The organism is Streptomyces sp. NPDC048434 (assembly GCF_043200375.1).
Classification (GTDB): domain Bacteria; phylum Actinomycetota; class Actinomycetes; order Streptomycetales; family Streptomycetaceae; genus Streptomyces.
The window spans coordinates 177,704-194,140 of the sequence record NZ_JBICXQ010000004.1 but is presented as its reverse complement, the minus strand read 5'-3'; the positions used below and the strand labels follow the sequence as shown (position 1 = coordinate 194,140).

General features: G+C 70.2%; 15 protein-coding genes. 3 read left to right on the top strand and 12 right to left on the bottom strand.

Features of this window, described 5'->3' with window-relative positions; all coding sequences use genetic code 11:
- The first annotated feature begins 99 nt into the window (after positions 1-99).
- Positions 100-495, top strand: coding sequence for a hypothetical protein (locus ACGFWI_RS06705; RefSeq protein WP_393904953.1), 396 nt, complete (start codon positions 100-102; stop codon positions 493-495).
- A 139-nt stretch (positions 496-634) separates the two neighbouring features.
- Here the strand turns inward: ACGFWI_RS06705 and ACGFWI_RS06700 are convergent, their stop codons facing one another.
- The 4 genes from ACGFWI_RS06700 to ACGFWI_RS06685 all read right to left on the bottom strand — a co-directional run bounded on the left by ACGFWI_RS06700 (position 635) and on the right by ACGFWI_RS06685 (position 4,592).
- The gene (locus tag ACGFWI_RS06700) at positions 635-1,075 is read right to left on the bottom strand and encodes a hypothetical protein (RefSeq protein ID WP_393904821.1); all 441 of its coding nucleotides are present in this window, start codon (positions 1,073-1,075) and stop codon (positions 635-637) included.
- 81 nt (positions 1,076-1,156) lie between these two features.
- Positions 1,157-2,032, bottom strand: coding sequence for an HpcH/HpaI aldolase/citrate lyase family protein (locus ACGFWI_RS06695; RefSeq protein WP_393904820.1), 876 nt, complete (start codon positions 2,030-2,032; stop codon positions 1,157-1,159).
- A 5-nt stretch (positions 2,033-2,037) separates the two neighbouring features.
- A complete protein-coding gene (locus ACGFWI_RS06690) occupies positions 2,038-3,099 on the bottom strand; it encodes an HpcH/HpaI aldolase/citrate lyase family protein (RefSeq protein ID WP_393904819.1) in 1,062 nt (353 codons plus the stop codon).
- A gap of 191 nt (positions 3,100-3,290) precedes the next feature.
- A complete protein-coding gene (locus ACGFWI_RS06685; protein ID WP_393904818.1) occupies positions 3,291-4,592 on the bottom strand; it encodes a glycosyl hydrolase family 28-related protein in 1,302 nt (433 codons plus the stop codon).
- A 39-nt stretch (positions 4,593-4,631) separates the two neighbouring features.
- Between ACGFWI_RS06685 and ACGFWI_RS06680 the strand changes: the two genes are divergently transcribed.
- Positions 4,632-5,363, top strand: coding sequence for a CDP-alcohol phosphatidyltransferase family protein (locus tag ACGFWI_RS06680; RefSeq protein WP_393904817.1), 732 nt, complete (start codon positions 4,632-4,634; stop codon positions 5,361-5,363).
- Positions 5,364-5,430: 67 nt separating this feature from the next.
- Here ACGFWI_RS06680 and ACGFWI_RS06675 read toward each other — a convergent pair whose 3' ends face one another.
- The 5 genes from ACGFWI_RS06675 to ACGFWI_RS06655 form a co-directional block, all read right to left on the bottom strand.
- On the bottom strand, positions 5,431-5,859 hold the full coding sequence (locus ACGFWI_RS06675; protein ID WP_393904816.1) for an adenylyltransferase/cytidyltransferase family protein: 429 nt from the start codon (positions 5,857-5,859) through the stop codon (positions 5,431-5,433).
- Between the two features lie 22 nt (positions 5,860-5,881).
- Entirely contained in the window at positions 5,882-7,390 is a 1,509-nt protein-coding gene (locus tag ACGFWI_RS06670; RefSeq protein WP_393904815.1) for a fibronectin type III domain-containing protein, read from the bottom strand.
- Positions 7,391-7,508: 118 nt separating this feature from the next.
- On the bottom strand, positions 7,509-9,080 hold the full coding sequence (locus ACGFWI_RS06665; RefSeq protein ID WP_393904814.1) for an oligosaccharide flippase family protein: 1,572 nt from the start codon (positions 9,078-9,080) through the stop codon (positions 7,509-7,511).
- Positions 9,077-10,759, bottom strand: a complete 1,683-nt coding sequence (locus tag ACGFWI_RS06660) for a lipopolysaccharide biosynthesis protein (protein ID WP_393904813.1) — start codon at positions 10,757-10,759, stop codon at positions 9,077-9,079. Before ACGFWI_RS06660 ends, ACGFWI_RS06665 begins: the two co-directional genes overlap by 4 nt.
- Positions 10,756-12,261 (bottom strand): hypothetical protein, encoded by a 1,506-nt coding sequence (locus ACGFWI_RS06655; protein ID WP_393904812.1) that lies wholly within the window; start codon positions 12,259-12,261, stop codon positions 10,756-10,758. Before ACGFWI_RS06655 ends, ACGFWI_RS06660 begins: the two co-directional genes overlap by 4 nt.
- A 185-nt stretch (positions 12,262-12,446) precedes the next feature.
- On the opposite strand from ACGFWI_RS06655, the gene ACGFWI_RS06650 reads away from it, so the two are divergent.
- Positions 12,447-13,655, top strand: a complete 1,209-nt coding sequence (locus ACGFWI_RS06650; RefSeq protein WP_393904952.1) for a glycosyltransferase — start codon at positions 12,447-12,449, stop codon at positions 13,653-13,655.
- A 40-nt stretch (positions 13,656-13,695) separates the two neighbouring features.
- Here ACGFWI_RS06650 and ACGFWI_RS06645 read toward each other — a convergent pair whose 3' ends face one another.
- The 3 genes from ACGFWI_RS06645 to gmd are packed head-to-tail and all read right to left on the bottom strand — an operon-like array spanning position 13,696 to position 16,366.
- Positions 13,696-14,823 carry a glycosyltransferase gene (locus ACGFWI_RS06645; RefSeq protein ID WP_393904811.1) on the bottom strand — a complete coding sequence of 376 codons (1,128 nt, stop codon included), beginning with the start codon at positions 14,821-14,823 and terminating at the stop codon, positions 13,696-13,698.
- On the bottom strand, positions 14,820-15,356 hold the full coding sequence (locus ACGFWI_RS06640; protein WP_393904810.1) for a putative colanic acid biosynthesis acetyltransferase: 537 nt from the start codon (positions 15,354-15,356) through the stop codon (positions 14,820-14,822). Before ACGFWI_RS06640 ends, ACGFWI_RS06645 begins: the two co-directional genes overlap by 4 nt.
- The gene (gene gmd, locus ACGFWI_RS06635; RefSeq protein ID WP_393904809.1) at positions 15,353-16,366 is read right to left on the bottom strand and encodes a GDP-mannose 4,6-dehydratase; all 1,014 of its coding nucleotides are present in this window, start codon (positions 16,364-16,366) and stop codon (positions 15,353-15,355) included. The genes ACGFWI_RS06640 and gmd overlap by 4 nt, the downstream gene beginning before the upstream one ends.
- Positions 16,367-16,437 lie beyond the last annotated feature (71 nt).

The window sequence follows — 16,437 nt, the reverse complement described above, 5'->3', positions numbered from 1 at the left end:
TTACTCACGCGGGTTGAACGACGACGCGGGCCGACAACGGCAGCACGATATGTCTGGCAGCAGAAGGATGAAGAGGCAAGGAGCGTCGTGAGAAGAATCATGCGGGCGGGAAGTGTCGTCGGGGCGTGTGGGCTGGTGCTGCTCGGCAGTGGAATCGCCCAAGCGGTGACCATTCCGGACTCCCTGCTCTCGGCGGTGACGGACGCCGATATCGGCAGCGTGACCGGCACGGTCCAAGGAGTGGTCTGCAACAACCGCCTCGGCCAGATCCACTACAAGTCGCCGGTGTTCCGGTCGGGCCACGCCTGCATCAATGGGCCGGTGCACAGCGGTAACAGCCTGCACAGCGGTAACTTCGTCAACCACGGAAACCCGAACAACAGCGGCAATCTCGCCAACACCAACGGGTCCACCAACAGCGCCGACTCCGTCTCGGGCGCTTCGACGGGCAGCAGCAACAACATTCAGGGCATCCTCGGAGGCCTTCTCCACTGATCCGGATACCGCCCTGACGGCAACACCCCGAGCCGTCACACGATCGCCCGGCGAATCCGCCGGGCGATCGTCGTTTGTGGCCCCTCAACCCGAAACGGCCCCCGGAAACCGGGGGCCGTTCTTTCGGATCAGCGTGGCGTCACGAAGCCTTCTGCGTGTTGCCGCCGCCGAGAGCCTGCGCGTTGTTGCTGCTCTTCGTCGTCGGGCCGGACGTCTCGTCCTTCGAGTTGGTGTTTCCGTTGGTGTTGGTCGGGCTGCCGCTGTTGTTGATGCTGCCGCCGGAGATGCGAACGTCCTGTCCCCTGGCGTTTCCGCTTCTCAGCGGCCCGTTGACGCAGAATCTGGCTCTCGGTCCGCAGCGGAACGAGGCGTTGACCCTGGAGACGGTATCGCTGTTCGTGATCCTGTCCCCGCCGGATGAACCCGCCCAGGCCTGGGCGGGCGCGACCGCTCCGGCGGCCAGGAGCAGACCGCAAGCCCCTGTAATCACGAAGTTGATGCGTGCCATGTTCTTCACACTGTGCTCCTGCACCTCATGGTTGGTCCCCGGGATGTTGCTATCCCGGATGCCCGCATCCACCAAGCAGGAGCAACGGCCCGTCCTGCGTATTCACCCTGTCCGATCATGGGATTCACCGGTACGGCCGTCGGCCGCACCCGCCTATGCGCGCCCGGACAGCGCCTCGGCGAGGGCGAGAATCCTGCGGGCGTCCTCGACATGCAGGTTCTCGATCAGCCGGCCGTCGACGGTGACGACCCCGCGTCCCTCACGGGTGGCCTCGTCGAACGCGTCGATGATCTTCCGCGAGCGGGCGATCTGTTCCGCCGACGGGGCGAATACCCGGTTGCACGGTTCGAGCTGCGACGGATGGATGAGCGTCTTCCCGTCGAATCCGAACTGCCGCCCCTGCACGCACTCGGCCTCGAAACCCTCGGGGTTCTTCACGTCGTTGTAGACGCCGTCGAGGATCACCTTGCCGGTGTCGCGGGCCGCCAGCAGCGCCAGGGACAGCCCGGTCAGCAGCGGGGCCCGGCCGGGGACGTGCTCGGCGTGCAGCTCCTTCGCCAGGTCGTTGGTGCCCATCACCAGCACCGTGAGCCGCTCGCCGGCCGCGGCCACCGCACGGGCGTCCAGCATCGCCCGCGGCGTCTCGACCATGGCCCACAGGGCCGTGTGGTCCGGAGCACCGGCGGCCCCCAGCGCACGCTCGACGTCCCGTACGGTCTCGGCGGAGTCCACCTTGGGCACCACCACCGCGTCCGGACCGGCCTCGGCGGCGGCCCGGAGGTCGTCGGCATGCCAGGCGGTGCCCGGCCCGTTGACCCGGATCGCCACCTCGCGGTAGCCGTACTCGCCCGAGGCCGCGGCGGCCGCGACCCGCATCCGGGCGTCGGCCTTGGCGTCGGGGGCGACGGCGTCCTCCAGATCGAGGATCAGCGCGTCGGCGGGGAGGGACTTGGCCTTCTCCAGAGCGCGTTCATTGGCACCGGGCATGTAGAGCACGGAGCGGCGCGGTCGCAGGATCGCGTCGGACACGGGACTTACTCCTTTTCGGCCGCGGCGTAGGCGTCGCGCAGCTCGGGGTCGCGGGCGGCGAGGGTGTCGGCGAGTTCGGCGACCACCTGGCACTGCTTGTACGTGGCGTCGTCCTGCATCTTGCCGTCGATCATCACCGCGCCGGTGCCGTCCCCCATCGCCTCGATGACCCGGCGGGCCCAGGCGACATCGGCGGGTGCGGGCGAGAAGACCTTCTTGGCGATGGCGATCTGCACCGGGTGCAGGCTCCATGCGCCGACGCAGCCGAGCAGGAAGGCGTTGCGGAACTGGTCCTCGCAGGCGGTGGTGTCCTTGATGTCACCGAACGGTCCGTAGTACGGCAGGATGCCGTGCGCCGCACAGGCGTCGACCATGCGCGCGAGGGTGTAGTGCCACAGGTCCTGCTGGAAGGTGGCCCGCGGAGCGGCGCCGTCCTCGCCGTGCGGGTCCTCCCGGACCAGGTACCCGGGGTGACCGCCGCCCACCCGGGTCGTCTTCATCCGGCGGCTGGCGGCGAGGTCGGCAGGACCGAGCGAGATGCCCTGCATCCGGGGGCTGGCGCCGGCGATCTCCTCGACATTGGCGACGCCGGTGGCGGTCTCCAGGATGGCGTGGACCAGGATCGGCCGCCGGACCTGCGCCTTCGCCTCCAGCTGGGCCAGCAGCCGGTCGACGTAGTGGATGTCCTCGGCACCCTCGACCTTGGGCACCATGATCACGTCGAGCTTGTCACCGATCTCGCCGACCAGGGTCACCAGGTCGTCCAACGCCCACGGCGAGTCGAGGCTGTTGACCCGGGTCCACAATTGGGTGTCACCAAAGTCCGTGGCCTTGGCGATCTTCACCAGACCTGACCTGGCCGCTTCCTTGCGGTCGGCGGCGACCGCGTCCTCCAGGTTGCCGAGCAGCACGTCCACGGTGGGGGCGATGGACGGCACCTTCGCGGCCATCTTCTCGTTGCCCGGGTCGAAGAAGTGGATCATCCGGGACGGCCGGAACGGTACCTCGCGTACCGGTGTCGGCGCCCCGACGGCCAGCGGGCGGAAGAAGTCCTTCGGAGAGCGCATGCAGTCTCCCTGGTCGGCTCGGAGGGCGGTCCGCCGCCGGGTGCCCGGCGGCGCCATTGCGGCCCTCACTCTAGGCCCGCACGACAAGAACGCTACTGACCAGTACGTGTGCCGTTGATCACCGTCGGCAGGGACGTGCCGCGGCGGATACCGCCGGCCGCGATGGCTCGCTGCCACCGCCGGCGGCCCGCTCAGGACCCCAGGCAGTCGACGAAGGACACCCGGTCGCCGGCGCCCTTGATGAAGTCCTGCTGGGAGTGATTGCGGAAGTGGCACATGTCGTAGCGGGCCCGGGGGCCGGCTCCTCCGCCGTCCGGCTCGTAAGCGTGCTGCCCGGACAGCTGGCACGAGTCGTAGCGCACCAGCGGGCCCCGGGCACCGATGCGGTAGCGGTGGGGGCTGCTGTCCTCCGCAAAGGACTTGAAGGCGTTCGCGGTGTCGTCGCAGTCGTTGAAGTGCACCGTTCCGCTGTCCCAGGCGCAGTCGATCACGACGGTGTCCGGGTCGCGCACCTCGAAGCGGATGTCCTCGGCGTGGAAGCGCTGTACGGAGTCGTGGTGCGGACCGCGCGGAAAACGGAAGAAGGTGCTGGTGTGCCCGTAGTCGCCGGAGTCCTCGGGGCGGCGGCCGGTGACGATGTAGGAGCCGCCGCGGCAGGTGATGGAACCGCCGTAGGGGAACTCCAGGAAGTTGCCCCAGGCGTACTCGACCTTCATGTCGTTGAACCAGTAGTTGAGGAACTGGTCCTGCTGCGGGCGGCTCAGTGACTTCTGGGACAGCCCGGAGTACAGGAACGCCTTGCGGTAGGCGCCGCCCACGCGGCAGGCGTCCCAGCGCATCTCCGAGTTGGTGTTGCTGCCGTCGAGGGCCAGCCCGTAGGTCCACTCGCCGGTCCACTCGCATTCGGTGAAGCGGTAGTCCTGTGCCTGGCCGGTCGAGTAGGAGTAGAAGAACGACGCGCCGGGAGTGGCGGCGGCGAAGCCGATCTGCTCGAACATCACATTCGCCCAGCTGTCCTCGTTGCGGCACAGATAGGCGTTGTCGGCCCGGTGCGGGGCGAAGAGCAGCTGGGTCATGCGTTTCCCGGCCCCGCGGAACCGTAAGCCATTGGCCTTGAGCTTTCCGCCCTGGGCGTTGAGCAGGGCGTGAGGGGCGCGGATGAGGTACGTGCCGGCCGGTACATCGATCACGGTCCGGCCTATGTGGTCCCACACCCGGCCTGCCGCATACGCGTAAGCGCGGGCGAACGCCCGGCTGTCGTCGGTGCGCCCGTCGCCCTTGGCGCCGAAGTCCGCCACCACGTCGATGACGTCCTTGCCCTTGGGCTTGTGACCGGTGACCACGGGCGCCTTGGCGTCGTCGGACGACTGCCGGGTGGCAGGCGGCGGCTGGGAGTCGCACCCGGTGAGGGTGGCAGCCAGCGCGGCGGCCGTGCCCGCCAGCACGGACCGGCGGGTGGCACCACCGGTTGACGGGGAGGTTCTGCCTGCCATGATGTTGCTCCTTCGGGGGCCATTCATCAGGTGGGGGACATGAGCCAGTTCGGATATGCGATCAGACAGCTGTCGGCGGCCCAGAAATCCGCGAAGGGAGTGTCCCTGTACTCGCGCTATGTGAACCGGCCGGCCGGACGGGTGTTAGCTGCCGCGGGCTACAGTCTGAAACTGACACCCGATCAAGTCACCATGATCAGCGCCGTGTTCACCTTTACCGGCGTGGTGATGATTGCGGCGCTGCGTCCCTCCCCCGCAGTGGCGGTCGGAATATTCGTGGCCCTGGTCGTCGGCTTCGCCCTCGACTCCGCCGACGGGCAGCTCGCCCGGCTGACCCGGACCGGCAGCGCCGCGGGGGAGTGGCTGGACCATGTGGTCGACTGCGCGAAGATGCTGGCCCTCCACATGGCCGTGCTGGTCTCGTTCTACCGCCACTTCGGTTTCTCCGACCCTCGCTGTCTGCTCGTTCCCGTCATGTTCCAGTTCGCCGCGGTGATGGTGTTCTTCGGCGGCATCCTCACCGAGCAACTCAAGCGCGCCGACCGGCTGAAGAGCGGTGCGGGCGGGCCGGCGCCCGCGGCACCGGCCTCCACGCTGCGCTCCGTCGCGCTGCTTCCGGTCGACTACGGGGTGTTCTGCGCGATATTCCTGCTGTTCGGCAGCCGGGATCTGTTCATGGCGCTGTACTGCTGTCTGCTCGTCGCCCATGTGCTCTTCATGGGGGCGTTCCTGGTCAAGTGGTACCGCGAATTGTCCGCCCCCGGCCGCTGACGGGCCGGGGACGGACAGGGCACCCGGTCAAGCTGCGCGGGCACGGCGCGGGGTCAACTCGGCCGGTTCACGCCGAATTCGCGAGCCCGTCGAGCACCTTGCGCAACAAGGAGCTCGAGGTGTGCACGGTGTAGGGGAAATAGATCACATCGACCCCGACCGTCGCGAAATCCTTTTCGAGCTTGTCGCCCTTGCTCGTCGCCCGCCAGTCGTCGCCCTTGAAGATGACGTCGAACCGCACCTGCTGCCATGTCTCCAATTTGTCGGGCACCGTCTCGACGAACGCCGCGTCCACAAACCGGACGCTGCGCACGATCTCCAGCCGCTCGGTGAGCGGAATCACCGGCGCCTTCCCCTTGGCCTGAGTCGCCATTTCGTCCGACACCACACCGGCCACCAGATAGTCGCACTGGCTTTTGGCGTGCCGGAGAATGTTCAGGTGCCCGACGTGGAAAAGGTCGTAGACCCCGGGTGCATAACCTACTCGGTGCGTCATTTACCCCCCACTCGCCCTGCGGTCAGTTCCTGGCGGTCACATAGACCGGGCCATTGCGTCCCGAGACATTGGTGCCGTCGGTGACCTCGATCGAGTACCGGTGCTGGGACCCGGGATCCACGGTGTCCGTGAAGCTCATATCGGGCCGGTTCCAGTAGCGCGAGTCCTGATTGAGCGAGGTCAGATACGTGCCATCGCGGTAGATCTTGTAGGTCAGGACGCCGTTGTCCCGGTCCCAGGAGGCCTTCCACTTCAGCGTGATCTTGCCCCGGGAGCCGCTCGCACCGCTGAGCAGCGGCACCTGCGGCGCCCCGGTGTCCGGCCCCGCCGCGAAGCGGGTCAGGCTCTGCTGCGGTGCGTCATTGACGGTGGTGAACTCGCCCCCCGCCCACAGGATGCCGTCCGCCATGGTCAGCGCCCGCGGCCCGATCTGCTCGCCGATCCCGTCGTTGGTGTCCGGGAACCACGGCAGGATCGTCTTGTCGGAGATCGACTGCGCCAGGAAGTGCTGGCGGTTGTTGATGTCCGTGAACCCGCCCGGGGTGCCGGAGCAGTCGTGCGCATGCGAACCGCTGTAGAGCACGCCCTTGTACGGCAGCACCGCCTGGGTGGCGCCCAGACAGGTGTCCTTCCAGAGCTGCGAGCCGTCGGACAGCCGGCCGGCCGCCCGGCCGTCGAAGACCCCGCCGCCGGTGCCCTCGGCGCCCAGGTAGAAGTTGGTGCCGTCATTGACGAGCGTCTTGACGGCCGATCTGCTGGGGATCCAGCCGCTGAAGGAGTTGACGACCTTGCCGGTGGTCGCGTCCAGCCCGGCCAGCGCATGCACGCCCAGCAGGCTCCCGTTCACCGAGGTGAACCGGCCGCCGATGATGACCTTGTTGAGCTTGGGGGCGACCGTGATGGCGTTGACCCCCGGCGTGGGGTCGTTGGAGACCGAGGAACCACGGATCGTCGCCTTGAACGGCAGCAGCGCGCCCGTGGGCCGCAGCGCGGCGATCCGCTCCCGCGTCTGTCCCTGGACCGTGCCGAACCCTCCGCCGATGTAGACCGTGTCGGCGGTGACGTCGATGGCCCGTACGGTCGAGCTGACCGTCGGCTGCCAGTCCGCACCGATCGTGCAGTCGGCGGTGTTGAGGGCGGCCGTGTTGGACCGCCCCACCGGACCGGCCTTCCCGAACGAGCCCCCGATGTAGATCATCGAGCCGTCGGGCGAGGCCTTCATGGCCCGGATCGTGCCCGTGCCGCCGGTGAACGCCGGGGCACACGGCAGCGGTTCACCGGTCTTGGCGTCGAAGGCCGCGAAGTTCGTGCGGGCGATCTCGCCGGTACCCGGGGCCGCGCCCGGGGGCCGGATGTGGCTGAATGTGCCTCCTACGTACACGATGCCCTTGGCGTAGGCCATGGCCCACACGATGCCGTCGGTCTGCCAGGTGCTCAGCGGATCGGCGGTCAGTGTGGTTTCACCGGTGGCCTGGGCGGGACCGGCGGAAAGTGCCGTCGACGCGGTACCCAGTACCGCGGCCGCGAGCAAGAGATGGATGGTTCTGTTTCTTTGGCGCACAGGTCCCCCCTGGAAGCATGGCGCGATGGGAATTGTCAGGATAGGAAGCGGGAACGAGGCGATTTCTGTGCGGAAATGAGCCCGGTGTTCATCGCGAGTTTTCCGAACCACGCTTGTGTAGTGCCCCGAAGAACTCCCCTACCCCCAGCGGCAAACGATAGCGCCAGACGGCGGCGCCGAAAGCCCCAATCGACAAAACAATTCCCAAGAAGAGGCCAGGAACGCTGTCGCCGAAAAATGTCCGCATGGCGAACACCGGGAGCGCCACCGCCACGACGGCGGCAAGTGCGGCGTACACATAGCCGCGGTCGACGGTGCGAAAGCCCAGCCGATAGCGGGCCAGCAGCGCCGAGGCGCCGTTGTCCACCACGATCGCCAGCCCCCAGGAAACCGCCGCGCCCAGCACCCCGTACCGCGGAACCAGCCATACGCCGCTGCCCAGTTGGATCACGAACGCGGTGCCGGCGACAGCCAGATTCCAGACACTCCGTCCGGCCATGAGGATGACCGTCTGCGCGTTGCCCACAGCGACGTTGACCAGACAGGCCGCCGCCAGCACCACCAGGCCGGCCGCTCCACCGGAGAAGCCGGGGCCGAAGAGCGACAGCACGGTCCGTGGGTAGGCGGCGAGGACCAGGAACACGGGCCAGGAGAAGAGTGCGATCCAGCGCGTCGACAGCCGGTGCAGATGCTGGGCGCCGTGCGCGTCGCCGCCCGCGAGCAGTCGGCTGATCTGCGGCGCCACCGCCAGCCGGATCGCCAGTTGGAGCAGCGTCCCCGCGGTGACCAGACGCCCGATCGCGGTGTAGACGCCGGCCTCGGCGGCGGTGCCCAGCACCGACAGCAGGATCACCCCGGTCCACACCGCGGTGATGTCGAACACCGAGGAGATTGCCCGCGGACCGGCGAAGGCCCAGAACTCCCTTGCCTGCGGCGGTGGTCGGCCGGTGCCGGGATGCGTACGGCAGGATCTGCGCAGCGAGACACCGGCGGCCACCGCACCCAGCACCCCGGGCACCAGCCAGGCCGCGGAGAGCGCGGCCACACTCGGGGCGAGCAGCACCAGCGGCACCGCGAAGAGGACGCGCAGCGCCGGCTTGCCGATCTGTTCCACGCCCACGAAGGGGATCACCGAGCCGTACCCCCGGGTGGCCCCGAGCAGCACCAGCGCCACCGTCGTCACCGGCAGGAACACCGCGAACAGCCGCATCAGCGCCGCGGCTTGGGCCGGCTCCAGATCGGGCAGCAGCAGGCCGGCGAGCCCGGGGGAGAGCAACAGCACCGCCGCCCCCGCGACGCTCGCCAGCAGCGTCGGCAGCACCGAGATCCGCAGCAGCCCCGGAACCCCGCCCCCGCCGCTGAGTTCGAGGTCCCGGGAGACGAAGCGGACCAGGGCGGTATCGGCCCCCAGCTTCAGCGCATTGCTCAGGATGGTGAAGGCCGCGACACCGGTGAAGACCGCACCGGCCCCGCGGGCCCCGAGCCCATGGGTGACGACGGCGACGAGGACGAACCCGAACAGCGCGTTCGCGGCCGAGCCGGCCAGGCCGAAGAGACTGCCGCGTGCGGTCGTGGACACCCCGCGCCCGCCGGCCGCGGCCGGTACGGGTGCCGTCGGCGTGGGCCGGCCGCCGGAGCCCGCCGGACGGACGGCCGTCATCTGCGCAGCGAGGTGGTGTCGGCGTCGAGGGAGGTTCCGCCTGCCGGCGCGGGGGCGGTGCGAGGCGGCGGCGGGCCTGGCGGTTCGGGCGGTGCCACCACCATGGCGGCGCGCGCACGGCTGCTGCCGCGCTTGCGGTGGGTGGGACCGCCGTCCGTCAGCCGGCGCAGCGACGGCCCGCGGCTGCCCTTGTCCAGTACGGCGCCCAGAATGTGCCCGCCGGCCCCGGTGATCAGCTCCCACACCCGGTCCAGGTCGTCCCGGCGGACCTCGTTCAGATCGCAGACCACCACGACGCCCGCGGCCTGCTTGGCGACGGCCAGCCCGTCCGCGTGCGACAGCAGCGGCCCGGTGATGACCACGACGTTCTCGTTCGGCCCCGACGGTGCGTTCAGCAGCCGTGCGAACTGCGGGGAGGACAGGGTGCGCGCCGGGTTGGGTACCTCCCGGCCGGGCAGCAGATCGAAACGCCCGTCGACTCCCGCGTCCACGGCCAGCCGCTCGCCGTCCGCCCAGCTGCCCGGCACCGGCCGGCCGTGGCCGGGGTGCAGCGGGAGCCGCTGGGCGAGCCGCGGGGTACGCAAATCGGCTTCCACCAGCAGGATGTCGTTGCCGATCTCGGCGAACGCACCGGCCAGGTTGACCGCGACCGAGACGGCGTCCGCGTTCTCCCGGGGGGCGACGATCAGCAGGCTGCCCCGTCCGGCGAACCGCTGGTCGTGCACCAGCCGGAACGCGATCGTGCGGTAGGCCTCCGCACGGTTGCCGCGGCCGCTCCGGCCGACCTCCAGCAGGTCCGTACCGCCCTGCCGGCGCGGCAGGATGCCCAGCACCGGTGCCCGCAGGTTGTCCTGCACATCGGCCACCGACCGGACCCGCGGTTCCAGCACCGAGCGGACCCAGGCGGCCAGGATGCCCAGCACCAGACCGATCACGGCGCCGGCGAGCAGCAGCACGGCGAGACCCGGACTGGACGGGAAGGCCGGCGGATCGCCCTTGCGGACGATGTCGCCGGGCGTGGTGTCGAGGGACTTGAGGCTGGAGATCCGTCCCTGCAGATCCGCTATCTCCGACACCAGGTTGCTGCGCTCGGACTCGTCGGTGGCCCGCCCCGACCCGCTCGCGCCCGCGATCCGCCGGTCCAGCACCTTGCGCTGCTCCTCCAGGGGCCTGAGTTCGGCGCCGAGCTTGGTGACGGTCGTATCGATCCGGTGGCTCGCGGCATCCTGCCGGTAGTCGAGATACGCATGCAGGAAGGCGTTGACGAGCGCCGCGGCCCGGTCCGCCGAGTCCGCGCTGTACTCGAACATCAGGGTCTGGGTCTCGGGCGGATTGCTCACCCGCAGATCGCGCTGGAGGGTGGCCGGGTCGGCGTCGAGCTTGAGGGACTTGGCCGCGCCGGCCGCGACCGAGGCGCTCTGGGCGATCTGCCGCTCGGTGCCCATGCTGATCTGCTTGTCCACCGAGACACCACCGGCCTCGAACGGCGCCGTACTGATCGCATGCACCACGACCTCGCCGGTCGCCGTATAGGTCGAGCCACCGAGCAGGGACACGGCGCCGCCGCCGAGCATGCCCAGCACCAGCCCGAGTACGAGCAAAGCGCGATACCGGAAGAGCTGGCGCAGCTGGTCACGGATCTGGTCCGGCTCCTCCGCAGGCTCGTCGAAGACGCTCACGTACGTGCTCCTCCTGTGTGTAGAGGTGAGGCGACGCGGTGCGCTGTGGACGTCGCTGCGCACGCGGGCTCCTCCGGGGACCGCGGCAGGACCCGCCGTCCCGGTTTACGGGTGATCAGTAGCGGGATGCACACCAGCAGCGCGAGCGGGCCCACGATGGCCATCAGACTGCCGCGCAACAACACCAGCTGGTAGAAGCCGAATGCGGGCACCAGCAGCGCCGCGAGGGTGCCGCGGCGCCGCCGCAGCCGGTGCCGCAGGACGTCGATGCGCCGTCCCACCGCGCCGATCAGACCGAAGACGGCGACGACCGACGGGAAGCCCGCCCACATGTAGGACTCGATCCACAACGGGGCGGAGAGGTTCTCGAAGGTGTAGCCGGCATGCCGGGCGAGCAGGATGCCCGCGTCGTCGGGCTTGCCGGGCCATGCGGAGCGGGGCACGAAGAACAGCGGAGGACCCAGCGCGGCCGTCGGGGTGAAGCCATGGGTCCGGACGTAGTCCACACCCGTCTCCATCTGCTGGAACGCGTCATAGTCGCCGTTGGAGGTGAACTGCTCGGCGAGCGAGACGACATGGACGGGTTCCCGTTTGTCGTAGCGGAAGTAGTCGCTGTACGGGAAGACCACCAGCACCACGGCCGCCACGGCCGCCGCACCGAAGCGGAAGGCGCGCGGCCCCCGCAGCCAGGGCGCGCTGAAGACCAGCGCCAGCAGGACCGTGCCGGCCCAGAAACGCGGCTGGCTGATGGGGTTGTTGACCACGACGTTCACCGCGATCAGCAGCGGCAGCAGCAGCCACCGTAATCCGCGCAGGGTCCGGTCGCCCTCGGTGAAGCGCGGCACATGCACCAGCGCCACCAGCGCCCAGAACGCCGGTACGGAGAGGGCCCAGGCCGCCATCGCCCGGTCCGCCGACCCGGACGGCTCCGCATGTGCCGCAGCCTCGTTGGCGGCCTGCCGGCTCAGGAAGAACGCCGACAGTCCGCCCTGACCGGGAATCAGCACGACCGCCAGCAACAGCGCCAGACCGCACAGCAGCAGCACCCGCCCCGGCGACAGCCGCCGGGCGAGGAGCGGTTCGAGGACCGTGGAGGGACGCGCCGACCGCCAGGACGCCACCGCCGAGCCCGCGCTGTAGGCCAGAAGTCCCGTCTCGACCACGGCCGTTGTTACGAACGCCGTGTTCGCGTCGACGACGAACCCCCGCGGATACGCGTCCGTCGCGAGCATGGCCAACGGCGCGAGCCCCAGCCATACGTACGAGAAGAGCCAGAAGCCGAAGGCGATCACCCGGGCCCGGACATCCGTCAGCACCCGGGCCAGCGCCGCACCGGTGTGCACCACCACCACGCACTGCACGGCGAGCGCGGCACCGAAGCGGGCGTCCAGCGACTGCAGGATCAGCACCGGCACCAGCACCACCAGCAGCAGCGCCCAGCAGCACAGTGCGGCGATGCCACGCACCGGTGCCGCGGCGCCGGGCCGCTTCACAGGCATCATCGGCCCACCTCCCCCCAACTCCCCACCAGCGCCCACAATCTAAGGGACATCGGGAGACAAGGGCGCCTTCGGGACACAATCGCAACCCAATTCACAGTCCGCGAGCCCCGGCGGGCTCCTACGATGACCGCACATCCAGAGGGGGGCCAGTCTTGGAAGACTCGTTCGCGGGCCGGTGTGTGCTGGTGGTCTCGACCAACTACGCGCCCGAACACACCGGCATAGGGCCGTACTCGACACAGATAGCCGAGCACTTGGCCGCGGCCGGCGCCGACACCCATGTCCTCGCGGGCATGCCGCACTACCCGGCCTGGCGGGTGGCGGAGGGGTATCGCGGCCGGTGGCGGATACGCGAGCGCCGCGGCGGGGTCACGGTGCACCGTCGGCGCCACACCGTGCCGCCGCGTCAGACCGCCCTGCGCCGGGCGCTGTTCGAGACGAGCATCCTGGCGCACGGTGCGGTATCGCCACCGCGCATCCGCCCCGACGTGGTGCTCACCCAGATGCCCAGCCTGGCCGGGGGAGTGCTGGGCGGGCGCCTGGCGCGACAGGCGGGGGTCCCGCATGTCGTGGTCGTCCAGGACCTGATGGGAGCCGCCGCCGAACAGAGCGGCATCCAGGGCGGTGGCCGGGCCGCCGCTCTGGCCGGGGCGGTGGAGGCCAGGGTTCTGCGCGGGGCCGCCGTCGTCGGGGTGGTGCACGAGTCGTTCGTGGACCGGGTGACGGCGATGGGCGTGCCGCGGGCGCGGGTGCATGTGGTGCCCAACTGGACGCATGTGGAGGGCCCGAGCGGCGACCGGGAACGGACCCGGGCGCGGCTGGGCTGGTCCGACCGGGACACCGTGCTGCTGCACGCCGGCAACATGGGCCTCAAGCAGGGACTGGAGGTACTGGTCGAGGCCGCCCGGCTCGCCGATCAGGAAGCAGCGCCCGTACGGATCGTGCTGATGGGCGACGGCAACCAGCGCGCATCCCTGCAACGGCTCGCCGCGGGTGTCTCCTCGCTGTCCTTCCTGCCGCCCGCCGACGCCGCGGAGTTCCCCGAGGTGCTCGCCGCCGCCGATGTGCTCGCGGTGACCCAGAAGGCCTCCGTGCTGGACATGAGCCTGCCGTCCAAGCTGACCTCGTACTTCATGACGGGCCGGCCGGTGATCGCCTCGGTGGCCGCCGAAGGGGGCACCGCCCAGGAGGTGCTGCGCTCGGGCGCCGGATCGGTGATCGCACCGGAGGACCCGAAGGCGCTGCTGGCGGAGGTCCGGGCGCTCGCCGACGACCCCGAGCGGGCGTCCCGGCTGGGAGCCCGGGGCCCGCAGTACGTCGAGCAGCGGCTGAGCAGCCGGGCCGGTCTGGAGCGGATCATCGCTCTGCTGCGGACCGCGAAGGCCGGCCGGTAGCCGCGGGCGGCGGGGCGGTGTCCGTCCCCGCCGCCCGGGGTCACCCGGCGCCGGCCCGTGCGAGGGAGCCGTACCACTCCTCCAGCCGGTCGGTCACGGCCGCCAGCGAGAACTCCGCCTCGACGGCCGCCCGGCCCGCGCGGGTGACGCGCTCCCGCAGCGGGCGGTCCTCCAGGAGCCGCAGCACCGCATCCGCCAGCTGTTCCGGCGAACCGTCGGTGACGAGCGCGGCCTCGCGCCGCTGGAGAGCGGCGGCGATACCGCAGCTGACCGTGCAGACCACCGGTGTGCCCACCGCCAGGGACTCCAGCACACTCATCGGGAACGGCTCGTCGACGCTGGGCAGGACGTACACGGTGGCCCGCGCGGTCCGTCGCACGGCGGCGTCGTGATCGAGGGCCCCGCCGTACGTCACCACCTCGCCGAGGCCCTCGTCGGCGATCAGCCGCCGGACCTCAGCGAGCCGCCCCTCGTCCGAACCGTGCACGGTGAAGGACACCTCGGGCCGCTTGCGGTGCACCAGCGCCGCCATCCGCACAAAGGCCTCGGGCCGTTTGCGGCTCTGCAACCGGGCGAGGAACAGCACATCCGCTTCGTTCCGGTCCGCGGCGACGGGCCGGGCGCGGACTCCGTTGGGGAGCCTGACCAGGCACGGCCCACGCGGCCCCAGCACCTGCCGCAGCCCGGCCTCTTCCTCGTCGGTGAGCACCAGTGCCGCCGCCGCCCGGCGCAGCAGCGGGACGTACACCCGGTCGAAGAGCCGGGCCACCGCCGAGCGGCGGGGCTGGACCATGCCGTGTGTCTGCACCAGGAAGGGGCGGCGGCGCACCGCGGCGACCGCGAGCGCGGCCAGCGAGACCAGATCGCGCCCGGCGTGCAGATGCAAGGCGTCGGCCCGCCCGGCACTCCGCCAGAGCACCGGCAGCAGCCCCGGGTGGAACAGGCCGAGGAACCCTTGCCCCGGCACCAGGGTGCGGGCCGGCCGGGCGCGCAGCGGCACGCCGTCCACGGCCCGCGGGGGTGACGCGCCCCGCCCCCGCCACAGCGAGACCAGCTCCACCTCGTGGCCGCGCGAGGCCAGTTCGCCCAACTGCCCGGTGGCGACGCTCACCGGACCGCCGTACGCACCGTCGTCGCTGACCAAGGTCACGACATGGGTGATCCTCATACGGCACCTCCGGCGGTGTGCACGGCCCCCGGGGGCACATCGCGGTGGGCGATCGCGCCGGCCCCGACCACCGCACCCGCCCCGACGGTGACGCCGCGCAGCACCATGGCGCGGGCGGCCACCCAGGACCCCGGCTCCAGACGGATCGGCGCATTGTCGAACTCGAAGGTGGGCGAGCGCCGTTGATGGCTTCCGGTGCACAGCACGGCGCCCTGGGACACACAGACATCACTGGCGATGCTGATCGGCTCCAGGTTGATCAGCCAGGAGTCCTCACCGAGCCAGACGTCATCGCCGACCGTCAGCTTCCAGGGCCACTGCACCCGCACCCGATGCCGTATCAGTACCCGTTCGCCCACCCGGGCGCCGAAGGCCCGCAGCAGCGGGGGTCGGAGCCGCGGCGGGAACCACCACTTCATGAACAGGACGTTGAGCACGGCGAACCAGGCGGCCTGGGCCAGCAGCCCCCGCCCCTTGTCGTAGCCGGTGCCGCTGAAACCGCGCAGCCGGCGAGCGGTGGCGGGCACCGTCATCGGTCCACCCGCACCCGGTGGCCGGAGCGTTCGTCCGCCAGCTGCCGTACGTCCGACTCGACCATGATCCGCGCGAGTTCGTCGAACTGCACCTTCGCCGACCAGTCCAGCAGGCTCTTCGCCTTGGACGCGTCGCCGATGAGCGCATCCACTTCGGAGGGCCGCTCGTACTTCGGGTCGAAGCGCACATAGCGCTCCCAGTCCAGTTCCACCGTGGCGAAGGCGGCCTGCAGGAAGTCGCGAACGGTCGCGGCCACACCGGTCGCCACCACGTAGTCGTCGGGCTCGTCCCGCTGGAGCATCAGCCACATGGCCTCCACGTACTCCGGGGCGTAACCCCAGTCGCGGACGGCATCGAGGTTGCCCAGATAGAGGTGCTCCTGCAGGCCTGCCTGTATGCGGGCCACCGCGCGGGTGATCTTGCGGGTGACGAAGGTTTCGCCCCGCCGCGGGCTCTCGTGATTGAAGAGAATCCCGTTCACGCCGAACAGGCCGTACGCCTCGCGGTAGTTGACCGTGGACCAGTACGCCATGACCTTGGCGCAGCCGTACGGGCTGCGCGGGTGGAAGGGCGTCGCCTCGTTCTGCGGCGGCGGGGTGGAGCCGAACATCTCCGAGGACGAGGCCTGGTAGAGCCGGGTCCGCACCCCGCTGGCGCGGATGGCCTCCAGCAGCCGTACGGCGCCCAGCCCGGTCACATCGCCGGTGTACAGCGGAGCGTCGAAGGAGACCCGGACATGGGACTGGGCCCCGAGGTTGTAGACCTCGTCGGGCTGCACATCACGCAGCAGGTTCACCAGGGCGACCCCGTCCGACAGGTCGACGTGGTGCAGCAGCAGCCGGCGGTCCGGTGTGTGCGGGTCCTGGTATATGTGGTCGATGCGCTCGGTGTTGAAGCTCGACGAGCGTCTCATCAGGCCGTGGACTTCATAGCCCTTACCGAGCAGCAATTCGGCGAGATAGGAACCGTCCTGACCGGTGATACCGGTGACAACCGCGGTTTTCGGCATGGCTTCCCCCCACGAGAAGTGATGTACATCGGGATCGATCGATGGAATTCCCGCGCCGGCCGGCGGGCCGC